The sequence below is a fragment of the Streptomyces sp. NPDC017246 genome, assembly GCF_044331325.1.
Classification (GTDB): domain Bacteria; phylum Actinomycetota; class Actinomycetes; order Streptomycetales; family Streptomycetaceae; genus Streptomyces.
Window position 1 is genome coordinate 1 of record NZ_JBIRMW010000018.1, and the last position, 21,005, is coordinate 21,005.

Here is a 21,005-nt window from a genome sequence, read left to right on the forward strand (position 1 = left end):
CGACCAAGCTCGTCAGCCGTGTCCGGAGTGTCCTGGACGTCGAACTCGCCGTCCGGCAGATCTTCGAGGCACCCACCATCGCCGCACTCGCCACCGTGCTCGACGCCGCCACGGAGGCGCGCGGCCGGGTGGTGCGGGCGGTCCGGCCGGCCCGGGTGCCGCTGTCGCACGCCCAGCAGCGGCTGTGGTTCCTCCAGCACCTGGAGGGGCCGAGCGACGCTTACAACATGCCGGTCTCGGTGAACCTGACCGGTCCCGTCGACGAGGAGGCCCTGCGTCTGGCCCTGGCCGATGTCGCGGCCCGGCACGAGAGCCTCCGCACCGTCTTCGCCGAGGACGCCGACGGCTCCGCCCACCAGGTCGTCCTCACTCCCGAGCAGGTGCGGGTGCCGATGGTCGTCGAGCACGCCGCCGACGAGGCCACGGCCGACCGGCTGATGCGGCGCGCCGCCGGATACGTCTTCGACCTCGGCGCCGAGGCACCCCTCCGGGCCACCCTCGTCCGACTGCCGTCGGAGACCCCGGAGACCCCGGAGACCCCGGAGACCCCGGAGACCCCGGAGACCCCGGAGACCCCGCAGGCCCCGGAGACCCCGGAGACCCCGCAGGCCCCGGCGACCGGGGACGCAGAGGAGAGCTCCGGCGCCCTGGTGCGCGAGCGCAGTGCCCTGCTTCTCCTCACCCACCACATCGCGGGTGACGCCTGGTCGCGCGGCATCCTGGTCCGCGATCTCACGGCCGCCTACTCGGCCCGCGTCCTGGGAGGCGCGGCCCCGCTGTGGGAGGCCCTCCCCGTCCAGTACGCCGACTACAGCCTCTGGCAGCGCGAGCTGCTCGGTGCGGAGGAGGACGCGGAGAGCGAGCTCTCGCGTCAGCTGTCCTACTGGCGGGAGACCCTGGCTGGTCTGCCGGAGGAGCTGGTTCTGCCCTTCGACCGGCCTCGGCCGGCGACCGCCTCGTACGAGGGCGACCGCGTCACCTTCGCCCTTCCCGAGGGGCTCCACGAGCGGCTCACCGAAGTCGCCCGCGAGCACCGGTCCAGCTTCTTCATGGTGCTCCAGGCCGGTCTGGCGACGCTGCTCTCCCGCCTCGGTGCGGGGGAGGACATCCCCCTGGGGACGCCGATCGCGGGCCGCACCGACGACGCTCTCGACGACCTCGTCGGGTTCTTCGTCAACACCCTCGTCCTGCGGACCGACACCTCCGGCGACCCGACGTTCGCCGAGCTGATCGCCCGCGTCCGGACGCGGAACCTGGAGGCGTACGCGCATCAGGACCTCCCGTTCGAGCGTCTGGTGGAAGTGGTGAACCCCGAGCGGTCCCTCGCCCGGCACCCCCTCTTCCAGACCATGCTCAGCTTCGACAACGGCGCTCGCGGAGGCACCGGCACGACTGGAGGCACCGGCACGATCGGAGTCACCGGCGCGAGCGGGGAAACCGGCAGCGCACCAGCGGCCGCCGGACCCGCCGGTCTCACCGTCACCGGTCGTCAACTCGGCGCGCCCTCGGCCAAGTTCGACCTCTCCTTCGAGATCGTCGAGCACGGTTCGGCCACCGGCGGGGCCCCGGTCCTGAGCTGCGCCCTGGACTTCAGCACCGAGCTGTTCGACCGGGCCACCGCGCAGGGCATCGCCGACCGTTTCGTCCGTGTCCTCGCCGCGCTCGCCGCCGACCCCGGCTCCCGGGCCGGTGACGTGGAGATCCTCGACGCGGCCGAGCGGCGCCGGATCCTCGTCGACGGCAACGCCACGGACGTGGACCACCGCGACCGGACGCCGGTGCACGTGCTCTTCGCCGAGCACGCGGCCGCCCGGCCCGACGCCGTGGCCCTCACCGGCCCCGGCGGCACGCTCACCTACCGCGAGCTGGACGAGCGGGCCAACCGGCTCGCCCGTCACCTGGCCGGCCGGGGCGTCGGTGCCGAGACCCGGGTGGCGGTGCTCCAGGAGCGTTCGCCGGAGCTGGTCGTCTCGACGCTCGCCGTCCTCAAGGCGGGCGGGGTGTACGTGCCGATCGACCCGAACCAGCCCGCGGCGCGCTCCGAGTTCATCCTGCGCGACACCGGGGCGGCGGCGCTGCTCACCGACCGGGCGCCGCAGGACCTCGGGTTCGCCGTGGACGGGAACGTCCCGGTCCTCCGCGTCGGCCCCGGCCTCGGTGCGGCCGGGACGCCGGAGGCCGGTCTCGGCGCGGGCGGCTCGACCGTCGGCGTCCTCGACCTCTCCGCCGAGCCCGCCACCGCCCCCGAGCGGGTGACGGACGCCGAGCAGCTCGCCTACGTGATGTACACCTCCGGTTCCACGGGCACCCCCAAGGGCGTCGGCAACACCCATCACAACGTCGTCCACCTGGCGGCCGACCGGTACTGGCGCGGCGGCAACCACGAGCGGGTCCTGATGCACTCGCCGTACGCCTTCGACGCCTCGACCTTCGAGATCTGGACCCCGCTCCTCACCGGCGGCACGATCGTCGTCGCACCGGCCGGCCGGCTCGACGCCGGGGACCTCGCGACGGCGATCGCCGACGGCGGGGTGACCGGACTCTTCGTCAGCGCCGGACTCTTCCGGGTGCTGGCCGAGGAGCGGCCCGAGTGCTTCCGGGGGGTGCGCGAGATCTGGGCCGGCGGTGACGTCGTCTCCCCGGCGGCGGTCCGGCGGGTCCTGGAGACCTGCCCGGGCACGGTCGTCGCCAACGAGTACGGCCCGACCGAGACCACCGTCTTCTCCACGGTCAACCAGCTGCGCACCCCGCAGGAGGTGCCCGAGGCGGTCGTGCCCATCGGGCGACCCCTGTGGAACACCCGGGTGTACGTGCTCGACGCCCGGCTCCGGCCGGTGCCGTCGGGTGTCGCGGGCGAGCTGTACATCGGCGGTGCCGGAGTCGCGCGCGGCTACCTCGGCCGGAGCGGTCTCACCGCCCAGCGGTTCGTGGCCGACCCGTTCACGGGCGGCGGCGAGCGGATGTACCGCACCGGAGACGTCGTACGCCGACTCGGGGACGGACGCCTGGAGTTCCTCGGCCGGGTCGACGACCAGGTGAAACTCCGCGGCTTCCGCATCGAGCCCGGCGAGGTCGAGGCGGTCCTCACCGGCCGCCCCGAGGTCGCCCAGGCCGCGGTGATCCTGCGCGAGGACCGGCCCGGCGACAAGCGCCTCGTGGCGTACGTCGTCCCGGCGGCGGCGCTCGCGGACCAGGACCGGCAGCAGGACGCCCCGCGCGCCCACGTCGACCACGACGCCCTGCGCGCCCACGTCGCCGCCGCCCTGCCCGAGTACATGGTCCCGTCGGCGGTCGTCACGCTCGACGTCCTGCCGCTCACCCTGAACGGCAAGCTCGACCGGCGCGCGCTGCCAGCCCCCGCCTACGGCACGGACCGGGACGGCACGGACCGGCGCGGCCCCCGCACCGAACGCGAGAAGGCGCTGTGCGCCCTCTTCGCCGATGTGCTCGGCCTCGACGACGCCGGGATCGACGACAGCTTCTTCGACCTCGGCGGCGACAGCATCATGTCGATCCAGCTGGTCAGCCGGGCCCGTCGGGCCGGACTCGAACTGTCCGTCCGGGACATCTTCGAGCAGCGGACCGTCGCCGCTCTGGCCGAGGTCGTCACGGAGACCGGTGGCACACCCGTCGAGGAGCCGGGCGCCGGCATCGGAGACGTACCGCTGACGCCGATCATGCACTGGTTCCTCGAACGGGGCGGCCCCGCCGACCAGTACAACCAGTCGCGGCTCGTCCAGGTCCCGGCGACGCTCGGCCACGGGCAGCTGCGCGCCGCCCTCGGCGCGCTCGTCGACCACCACGACGCCCTGCGGGCCCGGCTCTCCCCGGCGCCCGGGCGGCGGCTGGAGTTCCGCGAGCCGGGGGCCGTGGACGTGGACGCGCTCCTGCGCCGCGTCGACGCGGCCGGACTCGACGAGCGGGAGCAGCGCGAGCTGGTCGGCCGTGAGACCCGGGCCGCCCGCGAGCGGCTCGACCTGGCCGCCGGCGACGTCGTGCGGGCGGTCTGGTTCGACCGGGGCCGCGACCTGCCGGGGCTGCTGCTCCTCCTCGTCCACCACCTGGTCGTCGACGGGGTCTCCTGGCGGATCCTCGTACCGGATCTGGCGGAGGCGTACCGGGAGGTGAGCGCCGGGCGCACCCCGGAGCTGCAGGCCGTGGGCACCTCCTTCCGCCGCTGGTCGCAGCGGCTGACCGAGGAGGCGGCGCGGCCGGCCAGGGCCGCGGAGGCGGGCTGGTGGCAGCAGGTGCTGCGGCCCGGCGACCCCCGGATCGGCGCGCGGGCGCTCGACGCGGGGCGGGACACCTACGGGACGGCGGAGCACCTGACGGTGACGCTGCCGGAGGAGGTGACCGAGCTGCTGCTGACCCGGGTGCCGGCCGCCTTCAAGGCCGAGGTGAACGATGTGCTGCTGGCCGCGTTCGCCCTCGCCTGGGCGCGCTGGCGAGGCACTCCCGCCGGTACGGCCCTGATCGACCTGGAGGGCCACGGGCGCGAGGAGGAGCTGGTCGGCGGCGCCGATCTGTCCCGTACCGTCGGCTGGTTCACCAGCCTGTACCCGGTGCGGCTCGACCCGGCGACCGCCGATCTGGCCGGCGCCTTCGCCGGCGGCCCGGCCGCCGGCGCGGCGCTCAAGCAGATCAAGGAGCAGCTGCGCGCCGTCCCCGACAAGGGCATGGGGTACGGCCTGACGCGTCACCTCGACGCGACGACGGCAGCCGGATTCGCCGGACTGCCCCGGCCCCAGGTCGCCTTCAACTACCTGGGCCGTTTCACCACGGCCGGTACCAGGGACGCGGGCACCGCCGCCGTGCCCGACTGGACCGTGCTGTCGACCGCAGCCGGAGCGGGCGGCACCGACCCGAGGGTGCCGCTGGCGCACCCGCTGGAGCTCAACGCCCGTACCAACGACGGGCCCGCCGGGCCCGAGCTGTCGGCCACCTGGACCTGGGCGCGGGAGATTCTCGGCCGCGCCGAGGTCGAGGAGCTGGCGGACCTGTGGTTCCAGGCCCTGCGGGCGCTGACCGAGCACGTGGAGCGCCCCGACGCGGGCGGACTGACCGTCTCGGACGTGTCCCTGAGTCTGCTGAGCCAGGACGAGATCGAATTGCTGGAAGACGAGTGGAGGACCGCGTGATGGCGACGCAGGCGATGACGCAGGCGACGACGCAAGCCACGACGCGGGCGACGACGCCCGCGCCGCGGACGAACGAGCGGTCGGGGCCGCCGGCGGGGGCGAGGCCGGGGGCACCGTCCGGGCCGCCGTCCGGCCCGCGCTCCGGGCTGCAGGACATCCTGCCGCTGGCCCCCCTCCAGGAGGGACTGCTGTTCCACAGCGTGTACGACGAGGCCGCACCGGACGTGTACCTCGTGCAGCAGGCCATCGACCTGGCCGGCGACCTCGACACCGAGGCCCTGCGGGCCGCGTGCCGCGCGCTGCTGCGGCGCCACGCCAATCTGCGGGCCGCCTTCCGGTACGCGGGGCTCCAGCGGCCCGTGCAGATGATCCCGCACGAGGTACGGCTGCCGTGGGAGGAGCTGGACCTGAGCGGCCTCCCCGAGGCCGAGCGGGCGGCGGCCGCGGACCGGGCCGTCGAGGAGGACCGGACACGCCGGTTCGACCTCGCCAAGCCCCCGCTGATGCGGTTCACGCTCATCCGCCTCGGCGACGGCCGCCACCGCTTCGTCCTGACGAACCACCACATCCTGCTCGACGGCTGGTCCCGCCCGATGTTCGTGCGCGAGCTGCTCGCGCTCTACGCCTCGGGGGGCGACGACAGCGCCCTGCCCCGGGTCCGCCCCTTCCGCGACTACCTCCAGTGGCTCGCGGGCCAGGACAAGGGAGCCGCGCTGTCCGCCTGGCGCGAGACGCTCGCCGGGCTCGACGGCCCCACCCTCGTCTCCCCGCAGGCCGGGGAGCGGGCTCCGGTCGTCCCCGGCCGCCTGGAGACCGAGGTGGACCGCCCCACGTACGAGGCGCTCACCGCGCTCGCCCGGGAACGGGCCCTCACCCTCAACTCCCTGGTGCAGGGCGCCTGGGCGGTCGTCCTGAGCGGTCTGACCGGACGCGACGACGTGGTCTTCGGCACCACCGTGTCCGGCCGGCCGCCGGAGATCCCCGGCATCGAGACGATGGTGGGCCTCTTCATCAACACCCTGCCGGTACGGGTCCGGCTGCGGACCGACGAGTCCCTCGTCGACACCGTGCGCCGCGTGCAGGACGAGCAGACCCGGCTCCAGCCGTACCAGCACACCGGCCTCGCCGAGGTGCAGCGGCTCGCCGGGTCCGGCGAACTCTTCGACACCACCATGGTGTTCGAGAACTACCCGGTCGACATCGGCGCGGAGAACGACCGGCCCGGCGGCATCCGGGGCGTCACCGTCACGGGGAGCCGCAACCGCGACGCCACCCACTACCCGCTCGCCCTGGTCGCCGTCGGCCGCGGCGGACTGCGGCTCCGCCTCGACCACCAGCCCGACCTGGTCCCGGAGGAGACGGCCCGGTCCGTGATGGACCGGCTGGTCCGTGTGCTCCGCTCGGTCGCCACCGACCCGGGTCGGCCGCTGGGCCGCCTGGAACTGCTCTCCGCCGGCGAACGGGAGGCCGTCCTCGGCCTCGGCCGGGGCGCGGACACCCCCGTACCGGAGACGAGCCTGCCCGAGGCGTTCCGCGCCCAGGCGCTGCGCACCCCGGACGCCGTCGCCGTCCGCTGCGGGACCACGGCGTACGACTACGCGACCCTCGACGCCCGCTCGGACGCCCTGGCCCGGCGGCTCGTCGGCCTCGGTGTGACGGCCGAGACCCCCGTCGCGCTCCTGATGGAACGCTCGGCGGAACTGATCGTGTCGATGCTGGCCGTCCTCAAGGCCGGCGGGGCGTATGTGCCGCTGCGGCACGGAGACCCGGTCGACCGCCTCCGCCAGGTCACCGGCCTCGCCGGGGTCCGCGTGGTCCTGACGGACCCGGAGCACGCCGCCCGCGCCGGGGAACTGGGCGTGGATCGGCTGACGGTGGACGGGGGGCCCGTGGAACGGCCGGCGGCGGACGGGGTGCCGACGGGCGGCCCCTCACCGGCCCTCCCGCGTCACCACTCCGGCGACCGCCTCGCCTACCTCATGCACACCTCCGGGTCGACCGGCACACCCAAGGGCGTCGCCGTCACCCATCGGGCCGTGCTGGAGCTCGCCCACGACCGGTCGTTCTCCGGGGCCGCGCACCGGCGGGTCCTCGTGCACTCCCCGCACGCCTTCGACGCCTCCACCTACGAGCTGTGGGTGCCACTGCTCTCCGGCGGCACCGCCGTCGTCGCCCCGCCCGGGGACCTCGGCGCCGCGCGGATCGGCGAACTCGTCGAGGAGTACGGGGTGACCGGCCTGTGGCTGACGTCCGGGCTCTTCCAGCTCGTCGCCGACGAGGCCCCCGAGGTCCTCGCCGGGGTCCGCGAGGTGTGGACCGGCGGTGACGTCGTGCCCGCGGCCGCCGTGCGCCGTGTCATGGCCGTCTGCCCGGAGACCTCCGTCGTCGACGGGTACGGCCCCACCGAGACGACGACCTTCGCCGTCCGGCACCGGATGCCGGCCGGCGGCCCCGTCCCGGCGGCGGTCCCGATCGGCACCGCGCTGGACAACACCCGGCTGCTCGTCCTCGACACCGGACTGCGCCCCGTCCCGCGCGGCATGGCGGGCGAGCTGCACATCGCCGGAGCGGGCCTCGCCCGCGGCTACTGGCAGCGCCCCGGACTCACCGCCGAACGGTTCGTCGCCGACCCGTACGGACCGCCCGGCGCGCGGATGTACCGCACGGGCGACCTCGTCCGCTGGAACCCCGACGGCACCCTCGACTATCTCGGGCGCGCCGACGAACAGGTCAAACTGCGCGGGTTCCGGATCGAACTGGGCGAGATCGAGGCCGTCCTCGGACGGCATCCCGGCGTCGCCCAGGCCGTCGTCACCGTGCAGGAGCCGCGCCCCGGCGACAAGCGGCTCGTCGCCTGCCTGGTCGCCGAGCGGGGCGCCGACCCCACCCCGGCCGAGCTGCGCGCCCATGTCTCCGCCGAGCTCCCCGACTACATGGTGCCCGGAGTGTTCCTGACCCTGGACGCGCTGCCGCTGACCGGCAACGGCAAGGTCGACCGGCGGGCCCTCCCGCAGGCCGACGCCACGCCGGTGGCCGGCGCGACACGGCGCCTCCCGCGCACCCCGCAGGAGGACATCCTGTGCGGGCTGTTCGCGGAGCTCCTCGGCGTACCGCAGGTCGGTGTCGACGACGACTTCTTCGAGCTCGGCGGCCACTCGCTGCTCGCCACCCGGCTCGCCGGGCGGGTCCGTTCGGTGCTGGGCGCGGAGATCGCCGTGCGCCTGCTCTTCGAGAACCCGACGGTGGCCGGGCTGGCCCGAGCCCTCGACACGGCGGGCGCCGCCCGGCCCGCCCTCGAAGCGGCCCGGCCGCGCCCCGGGCGGGTTCCCGCCTCGTTCGCCCAGCGCAGACTCTGGTTCCTGCACCGGTTCGAGGGGCCGAGCCCCACGTACAACATCCCCTTCGCGATGAAGCTCACCGGGGACCTCGACCCGGCCGCGCTGCGGGCCGCGCTCGCCGATGTCGCCGAGCGCCACGAGGCACTGCGGACCGTCTTCGCGGAGGACGCCGAGGGCCCGTACCAGATCGTGCGCGACAGCGCCGACGCCCGCCCCGAACTGATCCACGTCCCCGGCGTCCTGGCGGCCGACCGGATCGAGGCGGAGCTCGCCGCGGCCGCCTCCCACCCCTTCGCCCTCGACCGCGAACTGCCCCTGCGGGCATGGCTTTTCGGTACGGGCCCCGGGGAGCACGTCCTGCTGCTGCTCGTCCATCACATCGCGGGCGACGGCTGGTCCGTCCCGCTGCTCGCCCGCGACCTCGTCACCGCCTACGCCGCCCGGCAGTCCGGCGACGCCCCCGGCTGGGCCCCGCTCCCCGTCCAGTACGCCGACTACAGCCTCTGGCAGCGCGCCGCGCTCGGCACCGAGGACGACCCGGACAGCGCGGTCGCCCGTCAACTCGCCCACTGGAAGCAGACCCTGGCCGGGCTCCCCGACGAACTGCCGCTGCCCACCGACCGGCCCCGGCCCGCCGTCGCCACCCACCGCGGGGACCGTGTCCTCTACGAGGTGCCCGAGGCGCTGTACGGGCGGGTCCGCGGCCTCGCGCGTTCCGTCCAGGCCAGTCCGTTCATGGTGCTCCAGGCCGCCGTCGCCGCCCTCCTCACCCGGCTCGGCGCCGGCACCGACATCTCGCTCGGCACCCCGATCGCGGGCCGTACCGACGACGCCCTCGACGACCTCGTCGGCTTCTTCGTCAACACCCTCGTCCTGCGCACCGACACCTCGGGCGACCCCACCTTCAAGGAGCTCGTCGGCCGCGTCCGCGAGACCGACCTCGCCGCCTACGCCCACCAGGACCTGCCGTTCGAGCGGCTCGTCGAGGCGCTCAACCCCAAGCGGTCGCAGTCCCGCCACCCGCTCTTCCAGACGATGCTCACCTTCAACAACACCGACCGGCGGCCCGGCACCGAGGGCGAGGAGCTCCGGCTGCCCGGACTCACCGCCACCCAGCTGCCCTCCGCCACCGGCTCGGCCAAGTTCGACCTGCTGCTCTCCTTCGCGGAACGCCACACGTCCGACGGCACCCCCGACGGGCTCGGCGCCGGCATCGAGTTCAGCACCGACCTGTTCGACCCCGCCACCGCGCGGACCCTCGTCGACCGGCTGCTCCGCCTCCTCGACGCGGTGACCGCGGAGCCGCAGCGCCGCCTCGGCGAACTGCCGCTGCTGAGCGGCGCCGAGCAGGACCGGGTGCTCGCCACGGGCACGGGACCGGTACGGGCCCGCGCCCTGGACGGCGGACTCGCGGCGCGCTTCGAGGCCGCCGCCGCGCGCGCCCCGGAGGCCGTCGCGGTCGACACGCCCGAGGGTGCGGTCGGCTACCGGGAGCTCGACTCCCGGGCCGACCGACTCGCCCGGCTGATGGCCGCCGAGGGCGTCGGCCCCGAGGACCTCGTCGCCGTGGCCATGCACCGCTCGGCCGACCTGGTCACCGCGCTGCTCGCCGTCCTCAAGACCGGCGCGGGCTATCTGCCGGTCGACCCCGGCTACCCCGCCGACCGCATCGCGTACATGATCGAGGACGCCCGCCCCGCGCTCGTCCTCACCACGAGCGACCTCGCGGGCCCGGAGGCCCTCGGGGACGCCCTCGCGGGCTCCGGCCGGCCCCGGCCGGACGCCGGCACCCGGGGCGGCCCGGCCCCCCGCCTCCTCCGTGTCGACGCCCCCGGCACCCTCGCCGCCCTCGCCCGTCTGGACGAGGGCGCCCTCGCGCCGCACGAGCGCGTCGCCCCGCCGCACCCCGCCCACCCGGCGTACGTCATCTACACCTCCGGGTCGACCGGCCGCCCCAAGGGCGTGACCATGCCCGCCGGGGCGCTGCTCAATCTGCTCGACTGGCACGAGAGCGAGATCCCCGGCGGCCCCGGCACTCGGGTCGCCCAGTTCACCGCCGTCAGCTTCGACGTCTCCGTCCAGGAGATGCTCTCCGCGCTCCTCGCCGGCAAGACGCTCGTCGTCTGCCCGGAGGACGTCCGCCGCGACCCCGCCCGGCTGGCCCGCTGGCTCGAGGACCGGCGCGTCCACGAGCTGTACGCCCCCAACCTCGTCCTCGACGCCGTCTGTGAGGCGGCCGTGGCGCAGCAGCTGCCGCTGCCGGACCTCACCGACCTGGTCCAGGCGGGCGAGGCCCTCACTCCGCACGGCGCGATCCGGGCCTTCTGCGCGGCCCGCCCCGGCCGCAGGCTGCACAACCACTACGGGCCCGCCGAGACCCATGTGGTCACCGCGGTCCGGCTCCCCGAGGACCCGGCCGAGTGGGCGCCCGGCGCGCCGCCCATCGGCGGACCCGTCGACAACACCTCCGTACGGCTCCTCGACCGGTGGCTGAAGCCGGTCCCCGCGGGCGTCCCCGGCGAGCTCTACATCACGGGCGCCGCCCTGGCCCGCGGCTATGTCCACCGGCCCGACCGCACGGCGGAACGGTTCGTCGCCGACCCGCACGGCCCGGCGGGCGCACGCATGTACCGCACCGGCGACCTCGCCCGCTGGAACCGCGAAGGACAGCTCGTCTATCTCGGCCGCGGCGACGCCCAGGTCAAGATCCGGGGCTTCCGCATCGAGCCCGGCGAGGTCGAGGCGGTCCTCGCCACCGCACCGGGCGTGGCCCAGGCCGCCGTCGTCGTACGGGAGGACCGGCCCGGCGACCGGCGCCTGACCGGGTACGCGGTCCCCGCCGACGACACCCGGCCGCACCCGTCCGCCCTGCGCGAGCACCTCGCGCGCCGGCTGCCCGAGCACATGGTCCCGGCCGCGTTCGTCCTCCTCGACGCCCTGCCCCTCACCCCCAACGGCAAGCTCGACCGGGCCGCGCTCCCCGCCCCCGACCTGAGCAACGACACCCGGTCGAGGCCCGCCTCCACTCCCGAGGAACACGCCCTGTGCACGCTGTTCGCCGAGGTCCTGGGCGTCGCGGAGGTGGGAGCGGACGACGACTTCTTCGAGCTGGGCGGCCACTCCTTCCTCGCCGCGCGGCTCGTCGGCCGGGTCCGTGAGGAACTCGCCACCGACCTGCCGGTACGGGCCGTCTTCGACACCTCGACCCCGGCCGGCCTCGCCCGGGTCCTGACCGGCGAGTCGGCGGGCGCCGAGGGAGGGGACACCGCGGACGGCGAAGCAGGCCCTCGCGCCACCAGGGGCCTGCTGCCCCTGCGGACCCGGGGCACGGCGGCACCGGTCTTCTTCCTGCACCCCGGTGGCGGCTTCAGCTGGTGCTACGCGGGACTCGTCCGCCATCTCGGCCCCGACGTCCCGGTGTACGGCATCCAGGCCAGCGGCCTCGACGGCTCGGGCGCCCTGCCCGCCTCCATGGACGAGATGACCGAGGACTATCTGGCCCGGATCCGCGCCGTCCAGCCCCACGGTCCCTACCGGCTGGCCGGCTGGTCCTTCGGCGGCCTGGCCGCGCACGCCCTCGCGACCCGGCTGCGGGCCGAGGGGGAGCGCATCGGACTCCTCGCGCTGCTCGACGCCTACCCGCCGGGCGAGAACGCCGTCACCGAGGAGCCCGTGGAGCACGAGGTCGTCGCCCACAACCTCCAGGCGATGGGCTTCACCTTCGACATGGAGGAGCTCATAGCAGACCAGAAAGCCGTTCTGCTGCGCTTCCGTGAGTTCCTGCAGAGCGGAAACCAGAACCTCCGGCATCTGGAGGCCCAGGACATCCTGGCGCTCAAGGATGTGTATGTGAACAATGTCCGGCTCATGCGGCGTTTCGAGCCGGAGTTCTTCGACGGCGATCTTCTCTTCGTGTCCGCGGAGAAGAAGTCGGAAGTCGACAGGTCAAGCCGTCTCGATGTCCACTTGTGGCAGCCCCTGACCGGGGGTTCCGTCGAGGTCTGCGCTATAGACTCGACCCACGGAAATCTGATGACGGACGCCCGTCATATGGCCCGCATCGGACGTTTCCTCGCGGAGCGTCTGTGACGCGCGGGGGAATTCGACGGGGCGATGAGAATCCGACGAGAAGAATCCTCGAGAAAAATCCTTCGAAAAGGAGCGACCGCATGAGCAGCAACCCCTTCGAGGACCCGGAGGGCACCTACCTCGTCCTCGTCAACGACGAGGGACAGTACTCCCTGTGGCCGGCGTTCGTCGAGGTTCCGGAGGGGTGGAGCACCGCCCTGGCGGCGACCACGCGTGACGCGGCGCTCGAGCACATCAACACCCACTGGACGGACATGCGCCCCGCGAGCCTGGTGCGGGAGATGGAAGGCGCCGACGCCGCCTGATTCCACCGTGTGGCCCGCCCTCCGAGCGCTTACCGGCGTCCGGAGGGCGGGCCACACGCTTTTCCGCGCATTCCCCGGAGAGCCGGGCAGAAGAATCAGAGGAAGGGGCAGCACATGCCGGTCGTGCCGGTCAACGGAATACGTCTGAACTACGAGGACACCGGAGAGGGGGAACCGGTGGTGATGATCCAGGGAACCGGCGGCGGGCGCACCGCCTGGCAGCTCCATCAGGTGCCGGCGCTCACCGCCGCCGGATTCAGGGTGATCACCTTCGACAACCGTGGCATTCCACCGACGTCGGAATGCCCCGAGGGTTTCACCCTGCAGGACATGGTCGGCGATGTCACCGGGCTCGTCGAGCGACTCGCTATCGGCCCGGTCCGTGTCGTCGGCACCTCGATGGGCGCCTTCGTCGCCCAGGAGCTGTCCCTCGCCCGGCCCGACCTGGTCCGGCAGACCGTCCTCATGGCCACCCGCGGCCGGACCGACGCCCTGCGTGCCGCGCTCACCCGTGCGGAGACCGAACTGCACGACTCCGGGGTGACCCTGCCGGCCCGTTACTCCGCCGTCCTGCGCGCCCTCAAGTTCCTGTCGCCGCGGACCCTCGACGACGAGCGGGAACTGGCCGACTGGCTCGACCTGTTCGAGCTGGCACCCCCTGCGGGCCCCGGCCTGCGGGCGCAGATGGAGGTGAGCCGGCTGGAGAACCGGCTCGACGCGTACCGGGGGATCCGGGTGCCGTGCCAGGTGATCGCCTTCGCCGACGACCTGGTCACCCCGCCGCATCTGGGCCGGGAGGTCGCCGACGCGATCCCGGGCGCCGTGTTCGAGGTGATCGAGGGCTGCGGGCACTACGGCTACCTGGAGGACCCGGCCGCGGTGAACAAGGCGATGGTGCGGTTCTTCACCGGACCGACGGCCGGCTGACCACGGCCGGCTGACCACGGCCCGGTCGGCCACGGCCCGGCCGAAGGCAGCCCGGCCTACGACGCCCCGGCCGACGACGGCCGACCGGAGTGGGGACGAAAAACGCCTTCGTCCGGGCCGCGGTTCGCGGTCCGGACGAAGGAGGGAGAGGGAAAGAGGAGGGAGAGGTGCCCGACGGGGGATGACAGACACTTCTCCCTCCTCGTCGGAGGGGCCGGCCTACCTCTGGTAGGGATCGGGCCGGCCGTCGTGACCCTGCTGCCCCTGCTGGTTCCACCCCGGCGTCGGGGCGTACGGGTCCTGCGGGGCGTAGGAGTCCTGGGGGGCGTACGGCTGCTGGGGGGCGTACGAGTTCTGCGGGGTGTACGTCTGCTCCTGCCGGTACCCCGGCCCCTGGGCGTAACCCTGGCTCTGGCCCTGGCCCTGCGCGTACTGCGTGGCGCCGGCCGGTACCGGCTGCGGGAGGCGCAGCTGCCGGGTGTCGTCGGAGCCGGCCGCGTGCTGGGCACGGCGGGCGCCGGAGAGGCCGCCCGGCCACCAGTTCCACTTGCCGAGCGCGGTCATCAGGGCCGGCAGGACGAAGATGCGGATGATCACGGCGTCGAGCAGGATCGCCGCCGCAAGGCCGACGCCCAGCTGCTTGAACTCCACCATGCTCAGGGTGCCGAAGATCGCGAACACGGCCACCATGACGATCGCCGCGCTGGTCACGACGCCGGCGGAGCGGGTGATCCCGTCACGGACGGCGTCACGGACGTTCGCCCCGCTGAGGGCGGCCTCGCGGATCCGGCTCACGACGAACACGTGGTAGTCCATCGAGAGGCCGAACAGCACCACGAAGAGGAAGAGCGGCAGCCAGGAGACGACGGCCCCCGAGCTGTGGAAGTCGAGCACGCCCTCGGCCCAGGTGTTCTGGAAGACCGCGACGAGGACACCGAAGGAGGCGGCCGCCGACAGCAGGTTCAGGAGGATCGCGGAGAGCGCCACGGCGAGAGAGCGAAAGATGACGGCCATGGTGGCGAAGGTCAGCAGCAGGATGAAGCCGACCACCCACGGCATCCGGTCCTCCAGGTGGCCGGTGAAGTCGACCCCCTGGGCGACCTTGCCGCCGACCGCGCCCTCGGCGCCCTGGACGGGGGCGATCGCCTCGGGCACCCAGGCCCGCAGCAGTGCGAGGGAATCCCGGGCCCCGTCGCTCCTGGGCGAGTGCGGCGTTCCGACGGCGACGGTGTGCACGCGCTTGTCGGCCGAGACCCGGACCGTGGGCTTCTGGTCGTGGGCGAACAGCTCCTGGCCGTCCGTGCGGTCCAGCAGCGTCTTGAGCGCGGCCTCGACCTCGCCCGCCTTCTCGGCGGGGGCCCGCACGGCCACCTGGTGCACGGTGCCCTTGCTGGGGAAGGCGGCGGTCAGCCGGTCCATGGCCTGGACGACCGGGATGTCACGGGAGAGGTCGTCCGAGCCGGGCTGCTTCAGCTTCATGTCGAGGGCGGGCAGGGCGAGGACGAGCAGGGCGCCGACGGAGACCACGAGGGTGAGCACGGGCCGTACGAGGGCGGGGCGCAGCAGCACGGGCCAGAGCCGGGACTCGTTGGAGCGCATCGTGAGGCGCCACAGGAGCGGGACCCTGGGCCGGTCGACCCAGCGGCCGAGCTTGGCGAGGAGGGCGGGGAGCACGGTCAGCGAGGCCAGGACGGCGACGGCCACGACGATGATCGAGCCGGTGGCCAGGGAGGCGAAGGTGGCTTCCTGGGCGAGGTAGAGGCCGGCCATGGAGACGATGACGGTGGTGCCGGAGACGACGACGGTGTGTCCGGAGGTCTCGGCGGCGATCTCGATGGCGTCGAGGTGCGAGGCGCCCTTGTGGCGTTCCTCGCGTTCCCGCTTGAGGTAGAAGAGCGAGTAGTCGACGCCGACGGCCATGCCCATGAGCAGGATGACGTTGCTGACCGCGCTGGTCTCGGGCATGACGTGCGAGGCCAGGGTCGACAGGCCGATGGCGGCGCCGACGCACGACATGGCGAGGAGGACCGGCACACCGGCGGCGATGATCGCGCCGAAGACGACGAGCAGGATCAGCAGGGTCAGCGGAAGGCTGATCAGCTCGGCCTTCTTGAAGTCCTCGCCGAGGGTCTCGCCGAGCCCCTTGGCGGTGGAGCCGGTGCCGATCTGGTCGATCCTGATGCCCTCGTGGGCCTTCTCGGTCGCCGCGCTCGCGTCGAGCAGCGGCTGGACGCGGGTATCGGCGTTCTCGGTGTCGCCCTTCATGGTGACGGGGAGCAGCAGGGCCTTGCCGTTGGGGGAGGGGAAGGCGGTGCCGACGCTCTCCACCTCGGGGAGGGCCTTCATCTTCCCGGCGAGCTCCTCGGCCGCCTTCCGCGCGGTGGCGACGTCCAGCTTCCCGCCGTTCGCGGCGCTGATGAGGACGTTCTCCTCGGGCTTCTCGGTGAAGTGCCCCGAGGCGGTGATCCGGCCGGCGCGGCCGGACTCGCCGACCCCCGACTCCTCGTCGCTGATCTTGTTCGTGCCGGCGGCCCCGCCCAAGAAGAGACACAGCGCGACGAAGACCACCCAGAGCCCGATGGCGGACCACGGATGCGTGGCGCTCCATCGTGCGATCCGTACCGTTGCGGGTTTCTTTCGCACCTTCTGTTTCCTTCCATTGCTGCGGAAACCGCCGGGGCGGCTGCCGTTCTGCGACGAGTAGAACGCTAGCCACGGGAGGAGGGCGGGGACACGAGGTAAACCGCCTGGGCAGCCCCAGTTTTCCGCAGCCTTCGCCCTGTGGTTTCCCGTAACGGGGACCCTGCGGTTTCCCGTAACGCCCTGGAGCAAAATCTTGACCTGAGCAAATCCGGGCGGCTAGCTTCATTTTCCGATTCACCCTTCGGGGCCGCACGGCAAATCGAGCCCGGCGGCAGGAAAATGCCATCCAGTGGTGTTAGTCAAGGGGAAATAATGGAAACTGTTGTCCTGACGCGGCAGCATATTGCCAAGATCGTCAATGAAAAGGGATTCGACGATTTCATGGACCGGATGATCGCCCGCCTCGGCGAGGTCTTCCGGGAGGGCGGCCACGGGGGCATCACCCCGGCCCGCGACGGGTTCGTACGGGGTCCCGGGGACACGGCCATCCTGGAATGGATGCCGCACCACCGGCCCGGTGAGTCGATCACGATCAAGACCGTGGGCTACACGCCGTCCAACCCGACGGAATTCCGGCTGCCCACGATCATCGGGACCATGACCCGGTACGACGACGTGACGGGCCGGCTGCTCGCGGTCTGCGACGGCATCCTGCCGACGGCGATCCGTACCGGCGCCGCCTCCGCGATCGCCAGCCGACTCCTCGCCCGCCCGGACAGCAAGGTCCTCGGGCTCGTCGGCGCGGGCGCGCAGGCGGTGACCCAGGCGCACGCGCTGAGCCGGGTGTTCCCGCTGGAGCGGATCGTCGTCCACGACATCGAGCCGGAGCACGCGCGGTCCTTCGCCGAGCGGGTGGAGTTCCTCGGGCTCGACGTGAAGGTGGCCACGGTCGCCGAGATCGAGGCCGAGGCCGACATCATCTGCACCGTCACCTCGGTGGCGGTCGGCGACGGCCCGGTGCTGCTCGGCGAGAACCTCCGCCCGCACGTGCACATCAACGCCATCGGCGCCGACCTCATAGGCAAGTTCGAGGTGCCGCGGCACGTGCTGACGTCGGCGTTCGTCACGGCGGACCACCGGGGCCAGTCCCTGCGCGAGGGGGAGGGCCAGCAGCTGACCGAATCCGACCTGGGGCCGGATCTCATGGAGCTGTGCGAGCGGCCCGCCCTCGCGGCGGGACACCGGGACGGGATCACCGTCTTCGACTCCACCGGTTTCGCGCTGGAGGACCACGTGGCCTTCGACGTCCTGCTCGAACTCGCCGCCGAGGCGGGGCTGGGGGACCACCTCCAGATCGAGCAGCTGCCGGAGGACGCGCTCAACCCGTACGCCTTCGCGTAGGCGTGCCGCGGGCCGTCCCCACCGCCGCCATCGGCGGGGACGGCCCGTTCCGCCCGCTCCCCGGAGCTACGACTCCAGGTAGCGGAGCACCGCCAGGATCCGCCGGCTGTACCCGGTGGTGTGGGACAGCTCCAGCTTGTCGAAGACCGTGTTGAGGTTCTTCTCCACGGAACTCAGCGAGATGTGCAGCTTCTGCGCGATGGCCGTGTTCGTATGGCCCTGCGCGAGCGCCTCGAGGACCGTGCGCTCCCGGGGCGTCAGCCGCGCCAGCGGGTCCCCGTGCGTGGTCCGGATGACCAGCTGGCGTACGACCTCCGGGTCGATCGCCGCCCCGCCGGCGTGGATCCGCTCCAGCGCGTCGAGGAACTCCTCGACCTGCGCCACCCGGTCCTTCAGGAGATAGCCGACCCGCTCGGCGTTGGACGCGAGGAGCTTGGCCGCGTAGTTGCGCTCGATGTGCTGCGACAGGACGAGCACGCTGACCTCGGGCCAGCGCTCCCGGATCTCGACGGCCGCCCGCAGCCCCTCGTCCGTGTGCGTCGGGGGCATCCGGATGTCGACGACGACGATGTCCGGCCGCTGCTCCTCGACCTCCTTGAGCAGCGTCACCGCGTCACCCAGCGCCGCCAGGACCTCGTGGCCCTCCTCGACGAGCAGCCTGACCAGGCCCTCTCGCAGCAGGGTCGAGTCCTCGGCCAGGATTACGCGCATGGAAGCTCCGCGGTGATGGTGGTCGGTCCCCCGAGGGGGCTGTGGATGTGCAGCACGCCGTCGAGCGCGGCCACCCGGCTGCGCAGTCCCGTCAGCCCGCTGCCGGTCTCGTTCGCGCCGCCCGTGCCGTCGTCCTCGACCCGTACGGTGAGCCGCGCCCCGTCGAGAGCCACCGCCACCGAGATCGCCGAGGCCGAGGAGTGCTTGGCCGCGTTCGTCACGGACTCCGACACCACGAAGTAGGCGGCGGTCTCCACCGGCCTCGGCAGCGGGGAGTCGACCTCGAAACGGGTCCGCAGCGGAATGCTGCACCGCTCCGCGACACCGCCGAGCGCCTCCTCGAGACCGAGGCTGTCGAGCGCCGACGGATACACCCGCCAGGCCACCTCGCGCAGTTCGGTGAGCACGCCCTGGGACTCCTCGTGCGCCTGGAGCAGCAGCGCGTCGGCCCGCTCGGGGTTGCGGCCCCGGCGCGCCCGGCCGATCAGCATGGCGAGCGCCACCAGACGCTGCTGGACCCCGTCGTGCAGATCGCGCTCGATCCGCCGCCGCTCGGCGTCGACGGCCTCGACGACCGCGGCCCGGCTGGTGGCGAGTTCGTCGATGCGGCGCTGGAGCAGCTCCCGCTCGGAGGGGCCGAAGCACTCGCGGGCGGTACGGGCGTCGAGCGCGGCCAGCGAGTAGAGCCCCTGGACGTCGAGGAAGAGCAGCACGCTGCCGAGCAGGACCTGGGTGAGGAGCTCGTCCCAGCCGAGGGTGCCCCGCACCACGCCGTTGACCAGGAGACCGGCCAGGACGCCGCCGAAGACGAGAAGGCCGATGACCACTCCGCAGAGCAGTCCGGTGTAGCTGCGGATCGCGAGGTAGCGCAGGATCTTCTGGTCCGAGGCCTTGTAGTGCTCGGGGAAGAGATCGCCGAAGAAGGCGGAGCGGCGGACCCGTTCGAGGGTGACCAGGCGCCGGGCGCCGGCCATCAGGATCTCCAGGGCGCTGGACCGGGTCCGCGGCCAGAGCAGGAACGGTCCGAGGGCCGCGCCGACGACGAGGAAGTAGAGGGCGCCGACCAGGGCGGTCACGCAGCCGAGGAGAATCCCCAGTCCGCGGCGGGGCCGGGACGGGGTGGTCGTACGGGTGACGGTCTGGTCCTCACCGGCGCCGTCCCCGCCGGAATTCGTCGGCGGTCGGTCGGACGCGGTGCCTGCTAAATCCCCTTGCACGGGGCCCGAGACTAGTGCGCCCGCACAGCCCGGGCAAGATCGCCCGGGCTGTGCGGGAAGCGGTGCCGTACGGGTGGGGCGGGAGCCGAGGGTCACGAGGCGCGCCGGTGCTGGGCCTGGCTGCGGCTGCGGACACGGACCGCCACGTAGGCGACGATGGCGACGACGACCATGACCAGGACGACCTTCGACAGGACACCGACATAGGTCTCCACGACGTCCCACTGGTCGCCCAGCCAGTAGCCGGCCATCACCAGGATGCTGTTCCAGATGAGGCTGCCGAGCGTGGTGAGCATGATGAAGAGGGGCATCGGCATCCGCTCGACACCGGCGGGCACCGAGATCAGGCTCCGGAAGATCGGCACCATCCTGCCGAGGAAGACCGCCTTCGTCCCGTGCTTGGAGAACCACTCCTCGGTACGCACCAGGTCGGAGGCCTTCACCAGGGGCAGCTTCCCCCAGATCGCGTGCATCCGCTCCCGGCCGAAGAGCACCCCGATCCAGTAGAGCGCCACCGCGCCGACCACCGAACCGAGCGTCGTCCAGAACAGCGCCGAGGCCAGGCTCAGCACGCCCTGACCGGCGGCGAAGCCGGTCAGCGGCAGGATGACCTCGCTGGGCAGCGGCGGGAAGAGGTTCTCCAGGGCGATGGCGAGACCGGCTCCCGGGCCGCCCATGGTGTCGACGAGGTCGGCGGCCCAGCCGGCGACGCCGTCCGCGGGCTGCTGGGCGAGCGCCATGGTGGTGAGGTTCATCAGGGACTCCAAGCTGGCGGGGACGGTGGGGGCGGGCGCCCCGTTCTTCTTCCTCAAACTTAGAAAGCGCTGCTCAGCGCCGGTATGAGGGTTGCCGTCCACCCCGGTGGTGTTCTCCGCACTTCCGACCCTGCGGTTTTCCGCAGGGTCGGGGTACGGGGACCCGCCGCCGGACGTGCTCCGGCGGCGGACCGCCGGACGCGTTCAGGAGTGGCCGGAGAAGCGGGCCGACGGACCCTTTCGAGGGGCGGATCGACGGCCGCGATGACCCGTTCCTGCCAGGTCCGCGGGAATCCCTGTTCCTTTCCGTTGCGCCGGGTCTACGTTGAATCTCGTTCGAGCGAAACACCGCCCGGACGCTTTTCAGATCCGTCGACAACAGGAGGTCTGTCATGGAGAAGGAGATCGAGACCGGTCAGGTCTACGAGGTCCCCGAGCTCTCCGAGCTGGGCGACTACGACGAGCTCACCCGAGGCGTCGGCTTCCCGCTGGCCGACTTCTTCATTCACTTCGACTAATCCCCGCAGGGGATCGTTGTTGA

At 73.0% G+C, this 21,005-nt stretch carries 10 protein-coding genes; 6 read left to right on the plus strand and 4 right to left on the minus strand.

Annotation, left to right across the window (positions count from 1 at the left end; translation table 11 throughout):
- The 4 genes from ACH4MY_RS32005 to ACH4MY_RS32020 all read left to right on the plus strand — a co-directional run.
- Nucleotides 1-5,138, plus strand: a 5,138-nt coding sequence (locus tag ACH4MY_RS32005) for an amino acid adenylation domain-containing protein (protein ID WP_398007442.1), incomplete at its 5' end; no start/stop codon positions are given.
- Nucleotides 5,138-12,565: an amino acid adenylation domain-containing protein gene (locus tag ACH4MY_RS32010; protein WP_398007443.1), complete on the plus strand. Its 7,428-nt coding sequence runs from the start codon at nucleotides 5,138-5,140 to the stop codon at nucleotides 12,563-12,565. The genes ACH4MY_RS32005 and ACH4MY_RS32010, both read left to right, overlap by 1 nt.
- Nucleotides 12,566-12,645: 80 nt before the next feature.
- Entirely contained in the window at nucleotides 12,646-12,870 is a 225-nt protein-coding gene (locus tag ACH4MY_RS32015) for an MbtH family NRPS accessory protein (protein ID WP_189832434.1), read from the plus strand.
- A gap of 114 nt (nucleotides 12,871-12,984) precedes the next feature.
- Nucleotides 12,985-13,797 carry an alpha/beta fold hydrolase gene (locus ACH4MY_RS32020; RefSeq protein WP_398007446.1) on the plus strand — a complete coding sequence of 271 codons (813 nt, stop codon included), beginning with the start codon at nucleotides 12,985-12,987 and terminating at the stop codon, nucleotides 13,795-13,797.
- Nucleotides 13,798-14,016: 219 nt separating this feature from the next.
- On the opposite strand, the gene ACH4MY_RS32025 is transcribed toward ACH4MY_RS32020, so the two are convergent.
- Nucleotides 14,017-16,440 (minus strand): MMPL family transporter, encoded by a 2,424-nt coding sequence (locus ACH4MY_RS32025; protein ID WP_398007448.1) that lies wholly within the window; start codon nucleotides 16,438-16,440, stop codon nucleotides 14,017-14,019.
- A gap of 312 nt (nucleotides 16,441-16,752) precedes the next feature.
- Here ACH4MY_RS32025 and ACH4MY_RS32030 point away from each other — a divergent pair, with 312 nt between their 5' ends.
- Nucleotides 16,753-17,781 (plus strand): ornithine cyclodeaminase family protein, encoded by a 1,029-nt coding sequence (locus tag ACH4MY_RS32030; RefSeq protein ID WP_398007450.1) that lies wholly within the window; start codon nucleotides 16,753-16,755, stop codon nucleotides 17,779-17,781.
- Nucleotides 17,782-17,847: 66 nt separating this feature from the next.
- Here the strand turns inward: ACH4MY_RS32030 and ACH4MY_RS32035 are convergent, their stop codons facing one another.
- The 3 genes from ACH4MY_RS32035 to ACH4MY_RS32045 all read right to left on the minus strand — a co-directional run bounded on the left by ACH4MY_RS32035 (nucleotide 17,848) and on the right by ACH4MY_RS32045 (nucleotide 20,464).
- The gene (locus ACH4MY_RS32035) at nucleotides 17,848-18,492 is read right to left on the minus strand and encodes a response regulator transcription factor (protein WP_189832437.1); all 645 of its coding nucleotides are present in this window, start codon (nucleotides 18,490-18,492) and stop codon (nucleotides 17,848-17,850) included.
- Nucleotides 18,483-19,568 carry a sensor histidine kinase gene (locus ACH4MY_RS32040; protein ID WP_398007452.1) on the minus strand — a complete coding sequence of 362 codons (1,086 nt, stop codon included), beginning with the start codon at nucleotides 19,566-19,568 and terminating at the stop codon, nucleotides 18,483-18,485. The genes ACH4MY_RS32035 and ACH4MY_RS32040 overlap by 10 nt, the downstream gene beginning before the upstream one ends.
- A gap of 233 nt (nucleotides 19,569-19,801) precedes the next feature.
- Nucleotides 19,802-20,464 carry a DedA family protein gene (locus ACH4MY_RS32045; protein ID WP_398007454.1) on the minus strand — a complete coding sequence of 221 codons (663 nt, stop codon included), beginning with the start codon at nucleotides 20,462-20,464 and terminating at the stop codon, nucleotides 19,802-19,804.
- Between the two features lie 392 nt (nucleotides 20,465-20,856).
- On the opposite strand from ACH4MY_RS32045, the gene ACH4MY_RS32050 reads away from it, so the two are divergent.
- The gene (locus ACH4MY_RS32050) at nucleotides 20,857-20,982 is read left to right on the plus strand and encodes a lasso RiPP family leader peptide-containing protein (RefSeq protein WP_125666437.1); all 126 of its coding nucleotides are present in this window, start codon (nucleotides 20,857-20,859) and stop codon (nucleotides 20,980-20,982) included.
- Nucleotides 20,983-21,005: the final 23 nt, after the last annotated feature.